Source organism: Cupriavidus sp. a3 (genome assembly GCF_051015765.1).
In the GTDB taxonomy this organism is placed as follows: domain Bacteria; phylum Pseudomonadota; class Gammaproteobacteria; order Burkholderiales; family Burkholderiaceae; genus Cupriavidus; species Cupriavidus oxalaticus_A.
Genome location: NZ_CP170644.1, coordinates 1,669,413 through 1,690,607, shown reverse-complemented (window position 1 = coordinate 1,690,607; position 21,195 = coordinate 1,669,413). Strand labels below are relative to the sequence as shown.

General features: G+C 68.5%; 21 protein-coding genes and 1 pseudogene. 12 read left to right on the top strand and 10 right to left on the bottom strand.

The genetic code is table 11. The annotated features are described in order from the left end of the window. Positions 1 to 51: 51 nt before the first annotated feature. Positions 52 to 462, top strand: coding sequence for a cupin domain-containing protein (locus ACAD63_RS29525; protein ID WP_133095399.1), 411 nt, complete (start codon positions 52 to 54; stop codon positions 460 to 462). 35 nt (positions 463 to 497) lie between these two features. Here ACAD63_RS29525 and ACAD63_RS29520 read toward each other — a convergent pair whose 3' ends face one another. After that, entirely contained in the window at positions 498 to 1,433 is a 936-nt protein-coding gene (locus tag ACAD63_RS29520) for a LysR substrate-binding domain-containing protein (protein ID WP_133095270.1), read from the bottom strand. Between the two features lie 114 nt (positions 1,434 to 1,547). Here ACAD63_RS29520 and ACAD63_RS29515 point away from each other — a divergent pair, with 114 nt between their 5' ends. The 5 genes and pseudogenes from ACAD63_RS29515 (at position 1,548) to ACAD63_RS29495 (ending at position 7,624) form a co-directional block, all read left to right on the top strand. Continuing rightward, positions 1,548 to 5,123 carry an indolepyruvate ferredoxin oxidoreductase family protein gene (locus tag ACAD63_RS29515; protein WP_434034184.1) on the top strand — a complete coding sequence of 1,192 codons (3,576 nt, stop codon included), beginning with the start codon at positions 1,548 to 1,550 and terminating at the stop codon, positions 5,121 to 5,123. Positions 5,124 to 5,217: 94 nt separating this feature from the next. Next, on the top strand, positions 5,218 to 5,559 hold the full coding sequence (locus ACAD63_RS29510) for a hypothetical protein (RefSeq protein ID WP_135703755.1): 342 nt from the start codon (positions 5,218 to 5,220) through the stop codon (positions 5,557 to 5,559). Between the two features lie 30 nt (positions 5,560 to 5,589). Continuing rightward, positions 5,590 to 5,793, top strand: coding sequence for a tripartite tricarboxylate transporter substrate-binding protein (locus tag ACAD63_RS29505; protein WP_240745867.1), 204 nt, complete (start codon positions 5,590 to 5,592; stop codon positions 5,791 to 5,793). Next, positions 5,754 to 6,457 (top strand): annotated as a pseudogene (locus ACAD63_RS29500) (M24 family metallopeptidase); the annotation flags it as partial. The gene ACAD63_RS29505 and the pseudogene ACAD63_RS29500, both read left to right, overlap by 40 nt. A gap of 138 nt (positions 6,458 to 6,595) precedes the next feature. Continuing rightward, on the top strand, positions 6,596 to 7,624 hold the full coding sequence (locus ACAD63_RS29495; RefSeq protein WP_135703756.1) for a transporter: 1,029 nt from the start codon (positions 6,596 to 6,598) through the stop codon (positions 7,622 to 7,624). On the opposite strand, the gene ACAD63_RS29490 is transcribed toward ACAD63_RS29495, so the two are convergent. Beyond that, a complete protein-coding gene (locus tag ACAD63_RS29490) occupies positions 7,578 to 8,597 on the bottom strand; it encodes an NAD-dependent epimerase/dehydratase family protein (RefSeq protein ID WP_195431508.1) in 1,020 nt (339 codons plus the stop codon). The genes ACAD63_RS29495 and ACAD63_RS29490 overlap by 47 nt on opposite strands. A gap of 114 nt (positions 8,598 to 8,711) precedes the next feature. On the opposite strand from ACAD63_RS29490, the gene ACAD63_RS29485 reads away from it, so the two are divergent. Continuing rightward, entirely contained in the window at positions 8,712 to 9,617 is a 906-nt protein-coding gene (locus ACAD63_RS29485) for a LysR family transcriptional regulator (protein WP_135703758.1), read from the top strand. 7 nt (positions 9,618 to 9,624) lie between these two features. Here ACAD63_RS29485 and ACAD63_RS29480 read toward each other — a convergent pair whose 3' ends face one another. From ACAD63_RS29480 to ACAD63_RS29460, 5 genes are all read right to left on the bottom strand, one after another. Beyond that, a complete protein-coding gene (locus ACAD63_RS29480; RefSeq protein WP_135703759.1) occupies positions 9,625 to 10,812 on the bottom strand; it encodes an MFS transporter in 1,188 nt (395 codons plus the stop codon). Positions 10,813 to 10,894: 82 nt separating this feature from the next. Then, positions 10,895 to 11,146, bottom strand: coding sequence for a hypothetical protein (locus ACAD63_RS29475; protein ID WP_133095263.1), 252 nt, complete (start codon positions 11,144 to 11,146; stop codon positions 10,895 to 10,897). Positions 11,147 to 11,180: 34 nt separating this feature from the next. Continuing rightward, complete coding sequence (locus tag ACAD63_RS29470) at positions 11,181 to 11,642, bottom strand: MarR family winged helix-turn-helix transcriptional regulator (protein WP_135703760.1); 462 nt, start codon at positions 11,640 to 11,642, stop codon at positions 11,181 to 11,183. Positions 11,643 to 11,778: 136 nt separating this feature from the next. Beyond that, the gene (locus tag ACAD63_RS29465) at positions 11,779 to 12,234 is read right to left on the bottom strand and encodes an Ohr family peroxiredoxin (RefSeq protein ID WP_133095261.1); all 456 of its coding nucleotides are present in this window, start codon (positions 12,232 to 12,234) and stop codon (positions 11,779 to 11,781) included. A gap of 199 nt (positions 12,235 to 12,433) precedes the next feature. Then, positions 12,434 to 13,297, bottom strand: coding sequence for an adenylate/guanylate cyclase domain-containing protein (locus ACAD63_RS29460; RefSeq protein ID WP_133095260.1), 864 nt, complete (start codon positions 13,295 to 13,297; stop codon positions 12,434 to 12,436). Between the two features lie 260 nt (positions 13,298 to 13,557). On the opposite strand from ACAD63_RS29460, the gene ACAD63_RS29455 reads away from it, so the two are divergent. From ACAD63_RS29455 to ACAD63_RS29435, 5 genes are all read left to right on the top strand, one after another. Beyond that, complete coding sequence (locus tag ACAD63_RS29455; RefSeq protein WP_133095259.1) at positions 13,558 to 13,998, top strand: ferritin-like domain-containing protein; 441 nt, start codon at positions 13,558 to 13,560, stop codon at positions 13,996 to 13,998. 143 nt (positions 13,999 to 14,141) lie between these two features. Further along, the gene (locus tag ACAD63_RS29450; RefSeq protein ID WP_195431512.1) at positions 14,142 to 15,263 is read left to right on the top strand and encodes an AI-2E family transporter; all 1,122 of its coding nucleotides are present in this window, start codon (positions 14,142 to 14,144) and stop codon (positions 15,261 to 15,263) included. An 18-nt stretch (positions 15,264 to 15,281) separates the two neighbouring features. Continuing rightward, positions 15,282 to 16,856 carry an efflux transporter outer membrane subunit gene (locus ACAD63_RS29445; protein WP_434034183.1) on the top strand — a complete coding sequence of 525 codons (1,575 nt, stop codon included), beginning with the start codon at positions 15,282 to 15,284 and terminating at the stop codon, positions 16,854 to 16,856. Next, positions 16,853 to 18,019, top strand: a complete 1,167-nt coding sequence (locus ACAD63_RS29440) for an HlyD family secretion protein (RefSeq protein ID WP_135703763.1) — start codon at positions 16,853 to 16,855, stop codon at positions 18,017 to 18,019. Before ACAD63_RS29445 ends, ACAD63_RS29440 begins: the two co-directional genes overlap by 4 nt. Further along, positions 18,009 to 19,082, top strand: coding sequence for a DUF2955 domain-containing protein (locus ACAD63_RS29435; RefSeq protein WP_135703764.1), 1,074 nt, complete (start codon positions 18,009 to 18,011; stop codon positions 19,080 to 19,082). The genes ACAD63_RS29440 and ACAD63_RS29435 overlap by 11 nt, the downstream gene beginning before the upstream one ends. Before the next feature lie 10 nt (positions 19,083 to 19,092). Here ACAD63_RS29435 and ACAD63_RS29430 read toward each other — a convergent pair whose 3' ends face one another. The 3 genes from ACAD63_RS29430 to ACAD63_RS29420 are packed head-to-tail and all read right to left on the bottom strand — an operon-like array spanning position 19,093 to position 21,165. After that, positions 19,093 to 19,317 carry a PIN domain-containing protein gene (locus ACAD63_RS29430; protein ID WP_135703765.1) on the bottom strand — a complete coding sequence of 75 codons (225 nt, stop codon included), beginning with the start codon at positions 19,315 to 19,317 and terminating at the stop codon, positions 19,093 to 19,095. A gap of 27 nt (positions 19,318 to 19,344) precedes the next feature. Beyond that, a complete protein-coding gene (locus ACAD63_RS29425) occupies positions 19,345 to 20,148 on the bottom strand; it encodes a BPL-N domain-containing protein (RefSeq protein WP_434034182.1) in 804 nt (267 codons plus the stop codon). A 54-nt stretch (positions 20,149 to 20,202) separates the two neighbouring features. Beyond that, the gene (locus ACAD63_RS29420) at positions 20,203 to 21,165 is read right to left on the bottom strand and encodes a LysR substrate-binding domain-containing protein (RefSeq protein ID WP_434034181.1); all 963 of its coding nucleotides are present in this window, start codon (positions 21,163 to 21,165) and stop codon (positions 20,203 to 20,205) included. Positions 21,166 to 21,195: the final 30 nt, after the last annotated feature.

Here is a 21,195-nt window from a genome sequence, read left to right as displayed (position 1 = left end):
ATGCCGCAGCGCATCCACAACATCAAGCAATCGCACGAGCTGTTCAACGGCATGAAGCGCGCCAGACCATACGGCATCGTCGCGCTGGTGCTCAGCGGACTGCTGGCCCTGCAGCCGGCGGTGGCGGCACCCCCGGAAGCCAAGGTCACGCTGCTGACGACCGAGCCCTTGCCGCAATACCCGGGCAAGGAAGTGCAGATCATCATGGTGGAATATCCGCCCGGCGGTGCCGACCCGGTACATCGCCACGATGCGCATGGATTTATCTATGTGCTGGAAGGGACCATCGTGATGGGCGTCAGGGGCGGCAAGGAAGTTACGCTGACCGCCGGCCAGACCTGGCACGAAGGCCCTGACGATATCCACTCGGTGGGGCACAACGCCAGCAAGACGCAGCCGGCGAAGTTCCTGGTAATGCTGCTGAAGAACAAGGGGGCGCCGATACTGACGCCGGTGAAGTAGGGCGCAACCGTGAGGACGACCGGCCCGGCGAGCCCTCAGCTGCCGCACGCGTGGATCAGGAACTCCCGCAGCGCGTCGGCCGGCTTGCCCAGCTTGCGTCCCGGCTGCCACAGCATGCCGACCTCCATGTCCGGCACCGCGTTGGCGATGGGCCGGGCTTCGATCTGCTTGCCTTCCAGCGACCACGGCCGGTATACCATGTCGGACAGCACGGTGACGCCGAAGCCGTGCGCGACCAGCCCGCGCAGTGCCTCCATCGACCCGGTGCGGAAGGCGATATTGGGCGAGAGCCGCAGGCTGCGCCAGTAGCGCATGGTCGATTCCTCGGCCTCGTCGACCGTGATCAGGATGTACGGGTAAGCCGCGACGTCGCGCAGCGACGGCCGCTCGATGTCCAGCAGCGGATGGCTGGCCGAGGTCCACAGCTGGCGGCGCGAGCGCATCAGCGTGTGGCGCTTGAAGCGCTGCGGCCGTTCCAGGTTGGACAGCAGCGCGATCCCCAGCTCGATCTCGCCCGCCAGCACGGCGCGCTCGATATCCGGCCGGTCCATGTCAAGCAGGTCCAGCTCGATGTCCGGGTAGTTGGTGCGAAAGCGCGCCAGCAAGCCCGGCAGGAAGTAGCCGAGCACGGTATAGGAGGCGGCCAGGCGCACGCTGCCTTGCAGGCCGTGCACCTGGAAGCGCGGCTCGCGCAGCGCATCCTCGACCGAATCCAGGATCTGGCGCGCATGCTGGTAGAACAGGTGGCCTTCCGCCGTCAGCGTCACGCCGTGCGGGCGCCGCTCGAACAGCCGCACGGCCAGCCGCTGCTCCAGCGCCAGCACGGCGTTGGTCACCGCCGACTGCGACACATGCTCGGCCGTGGCCGCCATCGAGAACTGCCCGGTTTCCGCCGCCGCGACAAAGTAGCGGAACTGCCGCAATGTGATTTCCTTGGCAAGTCTCTCCGAGCTCTCGCGCGCCTTGGCCATGTATGTCTCCGGGGATATCCGTTTTGCAGATATCAGGTGTGGGAATTCTTGATTTTACGATAACCAGCGGGATTCCTACACTGCTCCGGACACCAGAATAAGCACGGAGACATCGTGAACGCACCGCTACCCCACACCCTCCTCGACACCCTCGCCAGCGCCAGCCTGGACGACAAGTACACCCTGGACAAAGGCCGCGTCTACATGAGCGGGGTCCAGGCGCTGGTCCGCCTGCCGATGCTGCAGAAGGCGCGCGACCGCGCCGCCGGCCTGAACACGGCCGGCTTTATCTCCGGCTACCGCGGCTCGCCGCTGGGCGGTGTCGACCAGGCGCTGTGGAAGGCCAAGAAACACCTGGCGGACAACGATGTTGTGTTCCAGCCCGGCGTCAACGAAGACCTTGCCGCCACCGCGGTGTGGGGGTCGCAGCAAGTCAACCTGTTCCCCAACGCCTCGCGCGATGGCGTGTTCTCGATGTGGTATGGCAAGGGTCCGGGCGTGGACCGGTCCATCGACGTGCTCAAGCACGCCAATTCGGCCGGCTCGTCGCGCCATGGCGGCGTGCTGCTGCTGGCCGGCGACGACCATGCCGCCAAGTCCTCCACCGTCGCGCACCAGTCCGAGCACGTGCTGCAGGCCGCCGGCATCCCGGTGCTGTATCCGGCCAACGTGCAGGAATACCTCGACTACGGCCTGCACGGCTGGGCCATGAGCCGCTATTCCGGCCTGTGGGTGTCGATGAAGTGCGTCACCGATGTGGTCGAGTCGACCGCCTCGGTCGAGATCGACCCCGACCGCGTGCAGGTGGTGCTGCCGCAAGACTTTGCCATGCCGGCCGGCGGCCTCAATATCCGCTGGCCCGATACCCCGCTGGAACAGGAAGCGCGCCTGCTCGACCACAAGTGGTATGCGGCGCTCGCCTATGTCCGCGCGAACCGCCTGAACCGCGTGGTGCTCGATTCGCCCAATGCGCGCTTCGGCATCATGACCGCCGGCAAGGCTTACCTGGACGTGCGCCAGGCGCTGGCCGACCTTGGCCTCGACGACGAGACCTGCGCCCGCATCGGCATTCGCGTCTACAAGGTAGGCTGCGTGTGGCCGCTGGAGGCGCATGGCGCGCGCGAGTTCGCCACCGGCCTGGAAGAAATCCTGGTGGTGGAAGAGAAGCGCCAGATCCTGGAATACGCGCTCAAGGAAGAGCTGTACAACTGGCGTGAGGACGTGCGGCCCAAGGTGTTCGGCAAGTTCGACCAGCGCGGCAACGACGGCGGCGAATGGTCGGTGCCGCGCGGCAACTGGCTGCTGCCGGCGCACTACGAGCTGTCGCCGGCGCTGATCGCCAAGGCTATCGCCCGGCGCCTGGAGCGCTTCGACCTGCCGGAAGCCGTGCGCGCCCGCATCGCCGCGCGCGTCGCGGTGATCGAGGCCAAGGAGCGCGAGGCCGCGCAGCCGCGCATCTCGGCCGAGCGCAAGCCCTGGTTCTGCTCGGGCTGCCCGCACAACACCTCCACGCGCGTGCCGGAAGGCTCGCGCGCGCTGGCCGGCATCGGCTGCCACTACATGACCTTGTGGATGGACCGCAATACCGACACCTTCAGCCAGATGGGCGGTGAAGGGGTGGCGTGGACCGGCCAGATGCATTTCACCGGCGACAAGCACGTGTTCGCCAACCTGGGCGACGGCACCTATTTCCACTCGGGCCTGCTGGCGATCCGCGCCTCGATTGCGGCGAAGGCCAATATCACCTACAAGATCCTGTTCAATGACGCGGTGGCGATGACCGGCGGCCAGCCGATCGACGGCGTGCTGACCGTGCCGCAGATTGCCCACCAGGTGCTGGCCGAGGGCGCCAAGAAGCTGGTCGTCGTCACCGACGAGCCGCAGAAGTACGGCGACGGCAGCATGCTGCCGTCCGGCGTGACGGTGTTCCATCGCGACCAGCTCGATGCCGTGCAGCTGGAGCTGCGCGACACCGAGGGCGTCACCATCCTGATCTACGACCAGACCTGCGCCACCGAGAAGCGCCGCCGCCGCAAGCGCGGCACGTATCCCGATCCGGCCAGGCGCGCCTTTATCAACGACGCTGTGTGCGAAGGCTGCGGCGACTGCTCGGCCAAGTCCAACTGCCTGTCGGTGGAACCGCTGGGGACCGAACTGGGCACCAAGCGCCGGATCAACCAGTCGTCGTGCAACAAGGATTTCTCCTGCGTCAACGGCTTCTGCCCCAGCTTCGTCACCGCCGAGGGCGCGCAGGTGCGCAAGCCCGCGGCGGCGGGCGGCAAGGGCGCCGGCGCCGATTTCGAGGCGCTGCCGATGCCAACGCTTCCCGCGCTGGAACGGCCGTATGGCGTGCTGGTGACGGGCGTGGGCGGCACCGGCGTGGTGACCATCGGCGGCTTGCTCGGCATGGCCGCGCACCTGGAGCGCAAGGGCGTCACCGTGCTCGACATGGCAGGCCTGGCGCAGAAGGGCGGGGCGGTGATCAGCCACGTGCAGATCGCACCGGCGCCGCATGACCTGCATGCCACGCGTATCGCCACCGGCGACGCGCGGCTGGTGATCGGCGGCGACGCCATCGTCTCGGCCTCGGCCGAGGTGCTGTCCAAGACCCGGCACGGCGTGACCGCTGCGGTGGTCAACAGCGCCAACACCCCGACCGCCGAGTTCATCAAGAACCCGAAGTGGAAGTTCCCCGGCGCCAGCGCCGAGCAGGACCTGCGCAACAGCGTGGGCGAGGCCAGCGCGTTTATCGACGCCAGCGCCTGGGCCGTGACGCTGCTGGCCGATGCCATCTACTCCAACCCGCTGCTGCTCGGCTTTGCCTGGCAGAAAGGCTGGATCCCGCTGCAGCATGCCAGCCTGCTGCGCGCGATCGAACTCAACGGCGTGTCGGTCGACAAGAACCGCCAGGCGTTCGAATGGGGCCGGTATCTCGCGCACCACGGCGAGGCTGCCGTGAAGGCGCTGCTGCCGGATGCGCCGGCGCAGACGGCCCACGTGGTGGCGTTGCCGCAGACGCTCGACACGCTGATCCGCAAGCGCGAGTCGATGCTGACCGACTACCAGAACGCCGCGTACGCCAGCCGCTACCGTGAAGCGGTCGAGCGTATCCGCGCCGCCGAGCAGAAGCTGGGCGCCGACCGCAAGCTGCCGCTGACCGAAGCGGTGGCGCGCAACCTGGCCAAGCTGATGGCGTACAAGGACGAGTACGAGGTGGCGCGCCTGTACGCCGACCCGGCCTTCCTCGACAAGCTGCGCGCGCAGTTCGAAGGCGAGCCCGGCCGCGACTACCAGCTCAACTTCTGGCTGGCCCCGCCCACGCTGACGAATGCGGGCAAGACCGACAGCAAGGGCCATCCGGTGAAGCGCCGCTTCGGCCCGCGCACGCTGACCGCCTTCCGCCTGCTGGCCCGCCTGAAAGGCCTGCGCGGCACAGCGTTCGACGTGTTCGGCAAGACCGCGGAGCGTCGCGCCGAGCGCGCGCTGGTGGCCGACTACCTGGCCATGGTCGACGAGTTCGCCGCCTCGCTGGGCGCCGACAAGCTCGACACCGCGCTGGCGCTGGCCACGTTGCCCGACGACATCCGCGGCTACGGCCATGTCAAGGAAGCCAGCATGCAGGCAGCGGCCGCGCGCCGCGAAGCACTGCTGGCGGAGTATCGCGGGGCGGCGCGCCGGGCCGCGGCCTGAGCGCCGGCGTGCAACCGGGAAAAGCCCGGGCTGGCCGGACCTGGCATGGTCCGGCCACAATCGGCTATCCTCCCGGCTGCACCCGGAGACTCCCTTGACGCAAGACCCCGCCTTCCACCGCAAGACCGCCACGGACGATGACCTGACGCTGCGCCGCGAGACCATCCGCTGGATGGCCGAGCTGCCCGACGCGGTCCGTCCGGTAGAACTGGGGCGGGCTTTCCCCCGCATCGTCAATACCGTCGCCGCCAAGTGGTTCGATGCGGTCGGATGCCGGCACTACCTGAACGGCCTGCAGTTCGACGACCGCGGCGGCCGCCAGGGCTTTTCGTTCGCGATCGTGCAGGAGATCGCCGCGCTGCGCGAGCATTTCGACGCGGTCTATCCGCCAGACCACGATGTCTGGCAGAAGGCCTTCGATGCCGGCCAGCGCTGACCCGGCTATCGGGTTTTAAGAACCATCGGCATGAATAGCGCAGCGATCACTGCCGGGGGAGAAATGCCGGCGAGTTGCGCATCGTTATCTTTCGGCGGGAAAGTTATCGCCGGCGATTCCAACCTTGCCTTCAATCCTTTCCTGTATCCGAAGCTGCCGTACAACCCGTCGAAGGACCTGACCGGCGTGGCGATGCTGGCCAACTGCAAGTCATGCGCGAGCTGGGCGCACTGACCGACTGGGTGCAGGACCGCTACCGCGAGAGCATCCGCCCCGGCCGCCTGGTGCAGGAACTCGATCACGCCATGGCGGCGCTGATGGTCGAGGAAGCCGCCCGGCGCTTTCCCGGCGAGGACTTCGACATCCTCAAGTGCTGGACGCTCACCGGCCCGGCCTCGGCCTCGCCGCATGGCGACGGCGCCGCGTGCGGATCGCGCATCGCCGAAGGCGACACCATCGTCAATCTCATACTGCCGCGGCTGAACGGCCTCTATGTCGAGAACGAGCGCACATGGTTCTGCGGCCGGCCCGGAGACGAGCAGGCGCGGCTCTACCAGGTCGCGGCCCGCGCGACCGATGCCGCCGTCGCCTCCGCGGTGCCCGGCCGGCGCGTCTGCGACATGGACGCCGCCGCACAAGCGGTGATCGAAGCGGCCGGCTGCGGACAGTACGTGTTCCACCGCACCGGGCATGCGGTCGGGCTGATGCTGCACGAGTATCCCGAAGACATGGCCTTCAACACGCGCGCGCTGCTGGCGGGAGAGGTGTATTCGTCGGAGCCGGGGCTGTACGTCTACGGGCTGGGCGGATTCCGGCTCGATGACACGGTCATCGTCGGGAAGTGCCCGAGGTGATCGTGAAGACGCCGAAGACGCTGGAGTACGCGACGGTGTTGTAGGGGCCGACAAGGCAGGGCGGCGCCGGAAGCCGCAAACGCACAGACCAGACCCGGGACCACCCGCGCCTTCATTTTCCGACACTGTCATTGCGGCGTGATAACGTCGCGCGAGGCAAATTCCATGTGAAGGGAGCAGGCATGCAAGCGGGCATTGTCGAGGCGGGCTATGGATCGGACCCGGTCGGCCTGGTCAGCGGTTTCCTGTTCGCGCCCGGCGGGGCCATGCGCGAGATCGATTCGCGGGGCGCGGCGGCTTGGCTGCAGCAGGCGCCGCCGGCTGCCGCGCACGAGCGCTGCTTCGTCTGGCTGCATTTCAACCTGTCCCACAGCGCCTGCGAACGCTGGATGAAGGGGCACCTGGGGCTGCCGGACGAATACTTCGAGGCGCTGCGCCAGGGCTCGCGCTCGACGCGGATCGAGCGTCTGGACACCGCGCTGCTGGCCGTGGTCAACGATGTGATCTACAACTTCGGCGTCTCATCGACGGACATTTCGACCATGTGGGCCCACGCTGACCACCGCCTGCTGGTCACGGCCCGGGCGCGGCCGCTGCGCTCGGTGGACCGGCTGCGCGAGGCGGTGCGGCACGGCGAGGCGTTCCGCTCGCCGGCGGACCTGATGGTGCACCTGCTGCGCGACCAGGCCGACGTGCTGGTGCAGATCGTGCGCGAGACCGGCGTGAACGTCGACCAGATCGAGGACCAGCTGCTGTCGCAGCGGCTGCAGGGCAACCGCGCCGATCTGGGCGCGATGCGGCGCGGCCTGGTGCGGCTGCAACGGCTGCTGGCGCCCGAGCCGGGCGCGCTGTTCCGGCTGCTGAACCGGCCGCCGGCGTGGCTGCAGGAAACCGACCTGCAGGAGCTGCGCGAATCGACCGAAGAGTTCTCGCTGGTGCTCAACGACCTTGCCGCGCTGGTCGAACGCATCAAGCTGCTGCAGGAAGAGATCGCCGCCAAGCTCAACGAGCAGACCAACCGCACGCTGTTCACGCTGACGCTGGTGACCGTGCTGGCGCTGCCGATCAATATCGTGGCCGGCTTCTTTGGCATGAACGTGGGCGGCATCCCGCTGGCCGAGCATCCGCACGGCTTCTGGGTGCTGGTGGCACTGGTGGCCAGCTTCACTGTGCTGGCGGGGCGCTGGGCGTTTCGCAAGCAGGCAGGTTAGCGACGTTGGCGAGGTTGGCGGCGTGCCGGCCAGGCTGGCATGCCGCCAGCGTCTGCCGGATGCCCTCGGCGTAGGGCGTCTTGCGGATCGGCCCGATCAGCCGCTGCAGCGCGGCATCGTCCAGGATCAGCGGATCGGTCATCAGGTAGTGCATCTCGACCAGTTCGCGCATGAACGGGTTGAACAGCCCGAGCAGGCGCAGCATGCCCTTGCCGGCGATGCGCAGCCTGAGCCGGCGGCCGGTCTGCCTTTCCATCTCCAATACCAGTTCGCGCTGTGTCGTGGCGCCGGCGCCGGCCAGGTGCCAGATCCTGCCGAAGGCCGCGGGCGTATCCGCCAGCCGCGCCACCACCGGCCCCACGTCCGGCACATAGACGAACTCGTGCGGCGCATCGATCGGCCCGATCATGTCCGCGGTGCCGCCGGATACGGCAGCCTGCGCGGCGCGGTGCAGCAGGCTGGCCTGCACGCCCGGGCCGTAGAAGTCGGGCAGCCGCAGCACCGTGGCGCGGATGCGCCCGGCGGCGTCGGCCTGCATCAGCAGGTCTTCCTGCGCCTTGCGCATGCGGCCCTTGAAGGTATGCGGCGCGCGCGGGTGATCCTCGCTGACCGGATTGCCGCCCTGGACGCGTCCGTAGGGGTAGACGGTGCCGATCAGGATGAATTGCCTGACGCCCGCTGCGAGCGCGCCATCCAGTGTCTTGCGCAGCAGTTCCGGGTGCAGGTCGAAGCGCCAGTAGTCGACGCCGACCATGTAGACCAGCGTGTCGATGCCGCTCGCCGCGGCCTGGACGGAGGCCGGCGAATCGGGGTCCCACGCGACGATCTCGGCGAGCGGGTCGGCCCCGAAGGCCTGGTGGAGGCGCGCCGCATCGCGGCCGACTACGCGATACGGCTCGCCCCGGCCTGCCAGTGCGGCGGCGATGCTGTGGCCAATGGCGCCGGCGGCGCCAAACAGCGCGATCCTGGACATGGGATTCTCCTTGGCATGGGTGCTGTCGTGGTCTGATGCAGGCCAGTTTGCGGGCATCTCGGCAAAAAGAAAATTGCCTATAATCGGCTGGTTGCTAAACAAAAATGCATAGGCATGGCCGGCGAACCGAACTGGGAGTGGTACCGCACCTTCCTCCACGTGCTGGAAACCGGCTCGCTGTCGGCTGCCGGCCGCGCCATGGGCCTGACGCAGCCGACCGTCGGCCGCCATATCGACAGTCTTGAGGCCGCGCTGGGCCTGAAGCTCTTCACGCGCTCCTTCGACGGCTTCGCCCCGACCGACGCCGCACACACGCTGCGGCCCTATGCCGCCGGACTCGCCGCCACGGCCGCGGCCATGCGGCGCGCGGCCAGCGGGCACGGCGCCGGCGTGCGCGGCACGGTGCGGCTGTCGGCGAGCGAGGTCGTCGGCGTCGAAGTGCTGCCGCCGATCCTGGCCGCACTGCGCGAAGCCCACCCGGCGCTGGAGATCGAACTGGTGCTGTCGAACCGCGTCGACGACCTGCTGCATCGCGAAGCCGATATCGCCGTGCGCATGTTCCGGCCCGAGCAGGATGCGCTCGTGGCCCAGCGCGTCGGCGGCATCGAACTGGGGCTGCATGCGCATGAGCGCTACCTGGCCGCGCACGGCGTGCCGCAGTCGCTGGAGGAACTGCCGGGGTTTGCCATGATCGGCTTCGACCGGGAGACGCTGTTCATCCGCCGCTTGCTGGAGCGCTTTCCGGCGTTTTCGCGCCAGCGCCTGGCCTTTCGCGCCGACAGCGACCTGGCCCAGCTGGGCGCGATCCGCGCCGGGTTCGGCATCGGCGTGTGCCATGCCGCGCTCGCGGGCCGCGACCCGGGGCTGGTCAGGGTGTTGCGCAGCGAGTTTTCGGTGGCGATGGATACCTGGGTAGCGATGCACGAGGACTTGCGCGGCAGCGCGCGCTGCGCGGTGACGTTTGCCGCGCTGGTCGCAGGACTTCGCGACTACGCCGGAACGGCGACGATGGGGCCTTAGTCCGGCATCACGCCGGTGGCCTTGCTACCTGAGCGCGCGTGGCGAGATAGGGCAGGTTTGCCGCGACGAAGAACGCCAGCAGCAGCGCCCCCGCGCTCCATGCGAGCGCCGGCATCCACGGCATCAGGCTGGCCAGTATCGCGCCCTTGGCGGCGCCGGAGGCCACCGCGGCGATGCGCAGGAAAGCGGCGATGGCCAGCACGGCAAACACCAGTCCGGTGAGCCTGCCTTCGCGGCCCACACGCCCGGCATCGAGCGCGGCATTGGCCGCCGCGCCAAACATGATTCCCCACATGCCGCCGGCCAGGCATTGCGCGGCCAGCACCGCCTGCAGCGAAGCGGCGGCAATGAACCCGGACAAGGCCAGCGCGCCCAGCACCGACGCGGCGAGCAGCAGCACGCAGGCGGGAAAGCGCCGCAGCCATGGTGTCTCGGGCAGCAGCACGCACAGCGCGAAGCCGATCCAGAACGCCGGCATCACCCGCACCAGCTCGGCGCTGGCAACGAAGCGAAGGTAGGCCGGTCCGGAGTTGATCGCGGTGTGGACCTGGAAGCCCAGCGCGAGCAGCCAGACCGCCGCGAACAGCAGCCACAGGCGCCGCGGGCCGGCACTGGCAATCGGCGCCGCGTCAGCCCGTTGGCTTGCCGGCGGCAATTCAACCCAGCGCAGCGCGACCACGGCCACCACCAGTGCCGCGCTGGCCGCGGCAAAGGGGATCAACGGCGAAGCCTCGCGCAGCCGCGCCGTCAGCACCGGTGCCACCGCGCCGGCCAGGCCGATGCCGAGCAGCGACGCCAACACCAGGAACGACGAAGCCGATCCCTGCAGCCGCCGCGCGATGATCACCATGGGCGGCGCGCGCAGGGCCGAAGAGGTGGCGGCCCACAACGCGGTCAGGGCAAGCAGCAGCACCGGCGAGGAAGCCGAAGGCAGCAGCACGAACGCCAGCGCGGAAACCACCGACAGCGCCAGGATCCAGCCGCCGAGCCGGCGCATGCCGTTGGCGACACGGTCGGCGGCGATGCCCAGCGCCAGGTCCATGGCTACGAAGATCACCTGGTCCATCACCAGGATCCACGCAACCTGCGCGCGCGGGATGCCTGCCTGCGTGGCGAGCTGCGGCAGGAACGCCACGTAGAGGGTCCACGTGACCGCCAGCAGGAACTGCACGGAGCAGAAGATCAATGCGCGCATGCGGCCCACCTTGCCCGGTGTATTCCCTGGAAGGATAGGGCAAGGACGGGGGGAGGGCCGGGAGTAGGGCCGGGAGCGGGGCTCAGTAGTCGCGGAGCTTCTCGCCGTTGACCTCGACGAGCTGGTCCAGCCGCAGCGCCTCGCCCGTGCCGAGCGAGACAAACTCCACCCGCTCGCGGCTGAAGATATCGGTGATCGTCGCCGTCACTTGCCGCGCCGCGCCATCCTGGTCGCGATAGCGGATCACGGCGGGCCGGCGCACGGTGGCCAGCGCTTCGAGCAGGTCGTGGAATTCGCAGCTGATCGGGCTGTACGGGGTGGATGCCTGGTTCATGTCAGTAGCTCGTAATGCAGGGCGGTGGCCGGCTTCAGTCGCCGGACCTGACCGACCGGATCAGGTTGTTGCGCAGCGTCGCCACCGCCTTCTGCAGGCGTGCGAATTCGTCCGGCGCCAGGCCGGTGGCTTCGGCCAGGCTGCCTTCGAGGCGCTTTTCGCGCAGGCGGCGGCCAGTGCGGGTCAGGCTGACCCGCACCTGGCGCTCGTCCTCGGGATCGCGCTGCCGTTCCACGTATCCCATGGCTTCGAGCTTCTTCAGGATCGGCGTCAGCGTGTTCGATTCCAGGAAAAGCTTCTCGCCCAGGCTGCCCACGGTCTGGTTGTCTTCCTCCCACAACGCCACGATGGTGATGTATTGCGTGTAGGTCAGCCCCAGTTGTTCGAGGACGGGCTTGTACGCCTTGCCGAACGCCAGGTTGGCGGAATAGACGGCGAAGCAGAGGAAATCGGACAGCTTGGGGTCCGCGGCGGCGGCCTTGTCGGTGGCTTTCATGGTCTGGCTCCCGTGTCTGGATGACGCTGCGGGAAATTATAGGTCGTATGCGATTGTATCGGGGATGCGATAACCGGATGCGACCCATGGGCCCCGGTCCGTGCCTTTTAGGCACGGACCGGGCCGCGCGGCTGCGTCAGCCGGTGATGACGTTGATCGCCACGTCGATGTTGCCGCGCGTGGCCTTGGAGTACGGGCAGATTTCGTCAGCGGCATGGGCCACCGCCGTCGCCACGTCATGCGGCACGCCGGGCATGCGCACGTTCAGGCGGGCCTGCAGCAGGTACTCGCGGCCGGTCTGGCCCAGGTCCACCTCGATCTCGACGGCCAGGTCGGACGGCAGGGTCAGCTTGTGCGTCTTGGCCGCCAGGCCTACCGCGCTGATGTAGCACGCCGACCACGCGGCCGCGAACAGGCGCTCGGCGGTGGGATGCGCATCGCTGCCATCGAAGACATGGTTGGGGTTGGCTTCGCTGCCGGGCGACGACAGCCGCATGTCGACGGTGCCGTCATGCCCGCGGGGCGTGTTGCCGGCGGCGCTGAGGGTGGTGTAGGTCTTGCCGGTGGCCAGGACTTTGTCGATCTTGCTCATGGCGGGGGTTCCTTTCGGTCAGGTGGTATTTATATCTTGTGCGATTGCATCGCATGCGATATGTATGGGGAAAAACAATCAGCTGTCGCTGATCTATCGCAAACGCTTCAATCGCATGCGATGGAAAGCATGATGGGATACGGACCGGCTGAAGTCAAGGAGAATTTCCACGCCACCGTGCAACTGTGCGGGAGCCGCCTCAGTCTTCCTCGACAAAGAACTCGATCGCCTCCTGGCCGGCATCGCCGGGTGCGGAGAACGTGATCCAGCCGTGGCCCCGCAGCGTGATCTCGTCACGGCGCAGCATCAGGCTGTCTTCGCCGTCGATGCGGACATGGGTGCCGTTGGAACTGCGGTCGATCAGCACGAAGCGGCCGCCGCGCGGCTCGACAGTCGCCTGGAAGCGCGACACCTGCCGGTCGAGGATGACGATGCTCATGGTGCTGTCGCGGCCGATGGTCAGCGGCGCCGAGGTGGCGTCCATCTCGAACAGCGTGTCGCGGTAGCGCAGCGACAGGAACAGCGAGCGGCGCGCCGCGACATCAACCGGGGCGACCAGGGTCAGCTCGGTGTTCTGCTGCCAGATCGCCTCGTACAGCTCGATCAGCTGCAGCTTGCCGCGCACCTGGATCGGATACAGCGCGCGCGTCATCTGCCGCAGCGGTGCCGATAGCTGCTCCACGGCATGCTTGCTGGTGATGATCTGTCCGCGCGAGGCCAGCTTGACCAGCCGCGCGGCCAGGTTGACCGTGTCGCCGAACACGTCGCCGCCTTCGTCCGACAGGATCGGGCCATGGTGGAAACCGATATGGATCGACAAGGCTATGCCGGCGATCGGTGCCAGCCCGGCCACACCCTCCTGCATGTCGAGTGCGGCCTGCATCGCGTGATCGGCGGCGGGGAACAGCACCATGATTTCGTCGCCGATGGTCTTGACCACGCGCCCTTGCGCGAGCGCGGCGCGCGCCTTCATCAGCGCCAGGCATTGGCGGATGGCGGCGAGTGCCACCGCGTCGCCGGCCTTGTCGTAAAGCCGCGTGCTGTCGCAGATGTCCGCGAACATCACGGCGCCGTCGCATTGGTCGGCTGGCGAACCTGGATCCTTTTGCATCACCGGCGAAGTTGTCAGTTTTCCGGGCGGGCAGCGCGGGCTGCTGCGGGCACGCGCCACGTCTGCATGATAGGAATTCCACTGGCGGATTGCTGGCCCGCACGCGCTCGCCGCCGGTGCGCAAAGCCTCAGGTGTGGCGTGGCGCCGACTAGAATGAATCAGCCTGTGTTTGTCCCTCTGTTTTGTCTCTGCATCGCGGGAGGAAGATGCCATGGCGGAAATCGAGAAAGACAAGGTCGTCGGGGTGCTGAACCAGATACTGGAAGCCGAACTCGCCGGGGTTGTGCGCTATACGCACTATTCCTTTCTGGTGTTCGGCTTCGGCCGCATTCCCGTAGTGTCCTGGCTGCGCGAACAGGCCAACGAATCGTTGCTCCATGCGCAGCAGGCCGGGGAGTGGATCACCACGCTGGGCGCGTATCCCTCGCTCGGCATCGCGGCGCTGCTGGACAGCCACACCACCGACATCGGCACCATCCTGCGCGAATCGCTGGCGACCGAGCGGCAGGCGCTGGACCTGTACCGCCAGCTGCTGACCCTGGTCGAGGGCCGCTCGGTGGCGCTGGAAGAATATGCGCGCGAGTCGATCCAGCTGGAGGAACTGCATGCCGGCGAGGTCGACAAGATGCTGCGCAAGCCCGGACAGCCCTAGGTTGATGGGCGGGTTTGTGGCCCGGGTGACGAAAAGGTTGCCCGAGCCCCCGGGCTCGCCTAGACTGGATTTCGGCCGGCGCTGAGTACAAGCCTGGCGTACCGATGTGAACCTTTGCGGCTTTCACCGCGGGGAGACGCTCGATGTTGCCCACGCCCATTTCCGAGAAGGCGCTGTCCCGCGGGTTGCTTGACGTCCTGATCCGCGCCGGGCTGATCGCCGTGCTGGCGGTTTTCTGCTTCCAGATCTTCCACCCGTTTGTCGACCTGCTGCTGTGGTCGGTGATACTGGCGGTCACCATGTACCCGCTGCAGGTTCGGCTGCGCACGCGGCTGGGCGGCCATGACGGGCGCGTTGCCACGCTGATCGTGGTGCTAGTCCTCGCCATCATCCTGGTGCCGACCTACCTGCTGGGCGAGGCGCTGGTCGAGTCCGTGGAGAACGCCATCGCCATGGTCAGGGAGGACCGCGTGCATATCCCGATGCCGGCGGAGTCGGTCGCCGCGTGGCCGTTCGTCGGGCAGCGCCTCTACGACTTCTGGCTGCAGGCCGCCACCGACATGACAGCGGTGATGGAAAAGCTGATGCCGCAACTCAAGGGCGTCAGCCTGGCGCTGCTGGGCAAGCTCGCCGGCGTCGGCGTGGCCCTGCTGGTCCTGCTGTTCGCGCTGATCATCGCCGGCATCATCATGGCCTATGGCGAGGAAGGGACGCACAGCGCCAGGCAGATCGCCTCGCGCGTGTTCGGCCCGGAGCGCGGCCCGCGGCTGGCTATGCTGTGCACCGCCACCATCCGCGCGGTGGCGCAGGGCGTGGTAGGCATCGCCTTCATTCAGATGCTGCTGATCGGCGTTGCCTTCGTGATCAAGGGTATTCCCGGCGCCGGCCTGCTGGCGCTGGCGGTGCTGCTGCTCGGCATCATGCAGTTGCCGGCGACGCTGATCACCATCCCGGTGATCATCCTTGTCTTTGCCGCCGAGGGTGCCACCGGGGGGACCGTGATCTTTGCCGTCTACACCTTTATCGCGGGACTGGCCGACAACGTGCTCAAGCCGCTGATGCTCGGCCGCGGCGTGGACGTGCCGATGCCGGTGGTGCTGATCGGCGCGCTGGGCGGGATGGTGACAGGCGGCGTCATCGGGCTGTTTATCGGTCCCGTGATGCTGGCCGTGGCCTACCGGCTGTTCTGGCAGTGGGTCGAAGACCAGCCGCCTCCGCAGCCTGCGCAGCCGGTGCCCGAATCGATCGAGCAGACCGCGGAATAGTGCAGGCCGGTTCGCCTCATGCCCGTGCGCAACCGGCCGAACGGAATGCTGCTGGCCGGCGTGCTGTGCCTGGGCGCATGCGCGCGGGTGGGCCCCGACTTCCAGCCGCAGCGCGAGGCGTGGACGGCCTCATGGGACAGCCCGGCGCTGCAGGGCGCGATTGAGCAGCGCCCGGCGCCCGACCTGGGGCAGTGGTGGCAGGTATTCGGCGACCCGACGCTGGAGCGCCTGATCGCCGAGGCCGATGCCAACAACGCCGGACTGCGCATCGCCGGCCTGCGCGTGATGGAAGCGCGCGCGCAGCTCGGCATCGCCCAGAGCGGCCGCTACCCGCAGCTGCAGCAGGTGAGCACCGATGCGCTGTACACCTCCAGCCGCCAGGCCGGCGGGCGCAACCCGCAGAACAGCCGCTTCTGGCAGTTCAGCGCGGGCTTCGACATCGGCTGGGAGCTGGATTTCTGGGGGCGCTTCAGCCGCGCCATCGAATCGGCCGATGCCGCGTACTTTGCCGCGCGCGCCAACCACGAGGATGTGCTGGTGCTGCTGCGCGCCCAGGTGGCCGAGACCTACTTCGCGCTGCGCACCGCCGAGGCGCGGCTGCGCATCGCCCGCGACAATGCCCGGCTGCAGCAGCGCAGCTTTGAAATCACCGAGCGGCTGTTCCGCAGCGGCGAGACCGACGAGCTCGACCTGCAGCAAGCCAAGACGCAGTACCTGGGCACGCTCAGCAGCATCCCCGAGTTCGAGGGCCAGATCCTGCGCACGCGCAATGCGCTGGCGGTGCTGGCGGGCCACCCTCCCGGCGCGCTGCCGGAGCTGCCCGAACTCGCGGAGCGGGAAGGGGCCCTCCCGCTGCTCGACCGCGCCGTGGTGCAGGACGTGCCCGCCAGCCTGCTGGTGCGCCGTCCGGATGTGCGCGCCGCCGAGCTGCAGATCGCGGCACAGTCCGCGCTGATCGGCGTGGCCGAGGCCGATCTCTACCCGTCGCTGTCGCTGCTGGGCAGCATCGTCTGGTCCGCCAGCACGCTGGCCGGCACGCCCAACACGCTGGCGCTGGTGGGCGGGCCCAGCCTGCGCTGGAATGTCTTCGACTATGGCCGCATCCGCAATAACGTGCGGGTGCAGGACGCGCGCCTGCAGCAGCTGATCGTGGCCTACCAGGACGCGGTGCGGCAGGCCGCGCGCGAAGCCGACGATGCCGCCAGCGGCCTGCTCAAGTCGCTGGAGCGCGAAGAGATCCTGCGCGAAGGCACGGTCGCCGCCAACCGTTCGCTGTCGCTGGCCAACTCGCTCTACCGCGAGGGCTATTCCGACTTCCAGCGCGTGCTGGACGCGCAGCGGGCGCTGGCGGCCCAGCAGGATGCCTACGTGCTCAACCGCAGCAGCGCCGTGAGCAACCTGATCGCGCTGTACAAGGCGCTGGGCGGCGGCTGGCACAGCGAACTGCCTCTGGTCGACCCGGCGACGCGCCAGCAGATGCAGCAGCGCACCAACTGGGGCGACCTGTTCGAAGAAGCCGCGCGGCCGGCCGTGCCTGCGGGGGCGGGCGTTCCGGCGACACCACGGCAGGTATCCAACGCGGAGGCCCGATGAGCGACACGCCACAGCCCGCAGCAGTCCCGCCGGAGCCAGCATCGCCACCGCCGCCGCCGCCGCCGCCGCCGCCCGCCGCGGCAGCGACCGCCGATCCGGCCAGGAAAGGCATTCGCTGGGTGCTCGTGCTGATCGCCGTGAGCCTGGTGTGGTACCTGCTGGCCGACCGGCTCACGCCCTATACCCAGCAGGCGCGCGTGCAGGCCTTCGTGGTGCCGGTGGCGTCGGAGGTGGCGGGGCGCGTGACCCGCGTCCATGTGCGCAACAACCAGGACGTGGCGGCCGGCACGGTGCTGTTCGAGGTCGACCCGCAGCACTACCGGATCGCCGCCGACCGCGCGCGCGCCGACCTGGAGTCGACGCGCCGGCAGATCGGCGCCAGCACCGCCGGCATCGAATCGGCGCAGGCGGCGCTGCGCGCAGCGCGCGCCAACGAGGTCAAGGCGCGCCAGGACAGCGAACGCCTGGAGCGCCTGTACCGCGAGGACCAGGGCACCATATCGCTGCGCCGGCTGGAGATCGCGCGTGCCAGCCTGGAAGCAGCCACCGCGCAGGTGGCCGCGGCCCGCGCCGAGGTCCAGCGCGCGCGCGAGCAGGAGGGCGGCAGCGCCGAAGACAACGCCAAGCTGCGCAGCGCCGCCGCCGCGCTGGAAAAGGCCGAGCTGGACCTGGCCAATACCAGCGTGCGCGCGCGCTCGGCCGGGCTGGTCACCGATCTGCGCACCGAGACCGGCCAGTTTGCCGCTGCGGGCAATCCGGTGATGACGCTGATCACCATCCACGACGTATGGATCAACGCGGAGATGACCGAGAACAACCTTGGCCACGTGGTGCCCGGCACGCCGGTGGCGATCGTGCTGGATTCGCTGCCGGGGCGGGTCTTCACCGGGCGCGTGCGCAGTGTCGGCTATGGTGTCAGTGTCGGCGGCCCCCCCACGCAGCCCGGCAGCCTGCCGACGGTGCAGAACAGCCGCGACTGGCTGCGCCCGGCCCAGCGTTTCCCGGTGACGGTGGAATTCGATCCCGGCCAGTTGTCGTCGCTGCGCGGCGTGCGCGTGGGCGGGCAGGCGGAGGTCATGGCGTTTCCGACGGAAGGCAATCCGCTCAACCCGCTCGGCCGCGCCTTCCTGTACCTGATGAGCTGGCTGTCCTATGTCTACTGACAGCCCGGCGACGGTACCGGCGGCATCGCGGCCGCCGCCCTCGCCGCGCGCACGGCGCGCGCTGCGCCTGGCCGGCGGCACCGCGTGGTGCCTGGCGGCCAGCTTCGGCCTGGGCCTGCCGATCCCGATGCTCGCGCCAGTGCTGGCCATATTCCTGCTCGCCAGCATGAACCGTCCGCTGGCGTTCAAGACCGGCGTGGGCCTGGCGCTGGTGGTGATGCTGACCACCGGCAGCGGCCTGCTGCTGATTCCCTTGCTGCGCCACTACCCGGTCAGCGGCGTGCTGCTGACCGGCCTGTGCCTGTTCCTGGCATTCCGCTACGGCTTGCGCGGCGGCAACAACCTGGTGTCGACCTTCCTGGTGGTCGGCCTGACCATGATCTCGTCGGCCGGCACCTTCGACTTCGGCCTGGCCGTGACGGTCATTGCCGCGCTGGTCAAGGGGCTGCTGCTGGCGGTGCTGGCGCTGGCGCTCGGGCATTGGCTTTTTCCCGAGCCCGCGGGCACACCGGCGGCGCCCCCGGCCAGCGCGCTGCCGGACGACCTGGCGGCGTGGGTCGCACTGCGCGCGGCGCTGGTGGTGATGCCAGCCTTCCTGCTCACGATGACCGATCCCACCACCTACATGCCGATCATCATGAAGGCGGTCAGCCTGGGCCGGCAGAGCTGCACCACTTCTGCGCGCAACGCGGGCCGCGAGCTGCTGGGCTCGACGCTGCTCGGCGGCCTGCTGGCGATCGCATTCTGGGGCGCGCTCAGCCTGTTCGTGCACCTGTGGATGTATTTCCTGTGGATGCTGCTGTTTGCGCTGCTGGTGGCGCGCAAGCTCTATGGGCTCAGCCCCTCGCGCCAGGCGCCCGGCTTCTGGCTCAATACGCTGGTGACGCTGGTCATCCTGCTGGGGCAGTCGGTGCAGGACAGCGCGGCCGGCAAGGACGTCTATACCGCCTTTGTCGTGCGCATGGGGCTGTTTATCGGCGTCACGCTGTACGCGTGGCTGATGATCGAGCTGCTGGACCAGCCGCGCGCGATGCGCAGAGGGCAACCGCAGTCGTCGCAATAGATGCCCGGCATCAATCCACCCAGGGGTTGGCCAAAACGATCCCGGTCCCATCGAAGTCCTTTCCGTTGCGCGTGGCGAGCGTGGCGCCGTTATGCCTGCAAATGGCAGCAATCTGCGCATCTGCCATGCTGATCGGACGACCATTGCGCTCTCGCTGTGAAACGAGCGCGGCATAGTGCACGGCGGCGTTCTCGTCGAACGGAAGCACCCGCTCGGCAAACTCCTCGTCGAGCATCTTCAGTGCGGCATCACGTAGAAAGTCTTATCCCAGCGCCAGCCCGCCATGCGCCAGCAACTGGCGGAAGACCGCCAGCTGGGTTTCGCCGGTCTCGGCCAGCCGGTGGCACACGTGCACGTGGGCATCCATGTCGCTGTGGCCGCGCAGCGCGTCCTTGCACTCGCGCTCGGAAATCTCCACGTGGACCCCCGTCAGGATGGCGCGCCCGTAGCCCACGCGCGCGGACACGATCGCAGGCGGGGAGCCGGCCATGCCGGTGTAGACCGCCAGCACCTGCGTACCCGGGCCGGGCTCACCCCCGAAATCGAACATGCAGCCGCCGTGGTAGTGCATGTAGAGAGAGACCGGTGTCGGTGTCAGGTAATCGGTGGTGCGGATCTCCACGGCCGCGGCGGTGCGCGGCGTGCCGTCGTACAAGCGTCCGCCGGTGAGGTCGGGCAGCGAGCCGACCGCCACCGCGTCGACAAAGCGCAACTCGCGGGCGCCGCAGATCGCGCCCGAGGTGCCGGCGTGAAAAGCAAGCTCCCGGCACGCGTAGTAGGCGCCGGCGCAGATGCCCAGGTAGACGCCGCCCCGTTCGATAAAGCTGCGGATGCGCGCGTTGGGTGCGCCATTGAGCGCCGCGCAGTAGGGCAGGTCGGCGCCGCCCGGCATCACGAACATCACCGCATCGTCGAACAGCGTAGGGTCGTGGCGGATATCGTCGGCCATGACCGCGCGGATTTCGTAGGCGCCGGCCTGCAGCTGGTGGCCGATGGTGCGCATCAGGCAGGCGGTCCAGTCGGAGGCGCCGGCGTCGACATACGTCAGGATCTTGTGCTTGGACATGCTGGTCGTGGCGGTTGGGGGCGGGGGGCACAGGCAACGCTTATCGCTTGCTTTCTACCCTAGTTTTCGCGACGGCGCAGTACCGGCTTTCCTGGGGCCGCGCGCCGCCATCGTATCGCGTACGGCTTCGCGCACGCATTCCGCCAGCAGCGCCGCCGCGCGCGTCTGGCCGGTACCCGCCTGCGCGATCACCAGCGGCTGGCGCACGGTTTCCTCGAGGATTGGCTTTTCCACGACGCTGGCCGACTGGCCGGAGGCCGGCGCCTGCGTGATCAGCAACGCGGAACCCAGCCCGTTCGCCACCATGCTGCGCGCCAGTTCCAGCGACGTGGCGCGGTAGCGCACCTCCGGCTGCAGGCCGAATTGCCAGAACGGCGCCATCAGGAATTCGCGGCTGTGCGGCAGGTCGATCAGGATCAGCGGCTCGCGCGCCAGCGCGTGCAGCGAGATCGCGGCCTTGCCGCGGGCCAGCTTCGAGCCGGCCGGCACCAGCCCGTAGGGCCGCAGTTCCGCCAGCACTTCGCGGCCGATCTCGGCAGGCAGCCCCACGTCGTAGGTCAGCGCCAGCTCGATCTGGCCGCCGTGCAGCCAGTCTTCGAGCTGGGCCAGGTCGCCTTCGACAAAACGCACCGCGAGCCGGGGATAGCGCTCGCGTGCCACGCGCAGCACCGCCGGCAGGTAGGCCGGCGCCAGCGTGCGGAACACGCCGATGCGCACCTCGCCGGCGTCGCCGTCGCCGCGCTGGTCGATCTCGAATGCCGTTGCCGCGCCCAGGATCCGGCGCGCTTCCGCCAGCTTGCGTGCCCCGAAGCGGGTCAGCGCCAGCCTGGTGCCCGCATCGCGGGCGAACAGGGCTTCGTCGAACAAGGCTTCCAGCTCGCGGATGGCGACCGAGATGGAAGGCTGCGAGACATTGAGCAGCCGCGCGGCGGCGGCGGTGCTGCCGGTTTCCGCCGTGGCGGCGAAGTAGCGCAACAGGCGCAGCGAGATGCGCGAAGGAGATGGCTGCGATGCCATTAAATAATCCTATAGGTGCTACTAAGAATC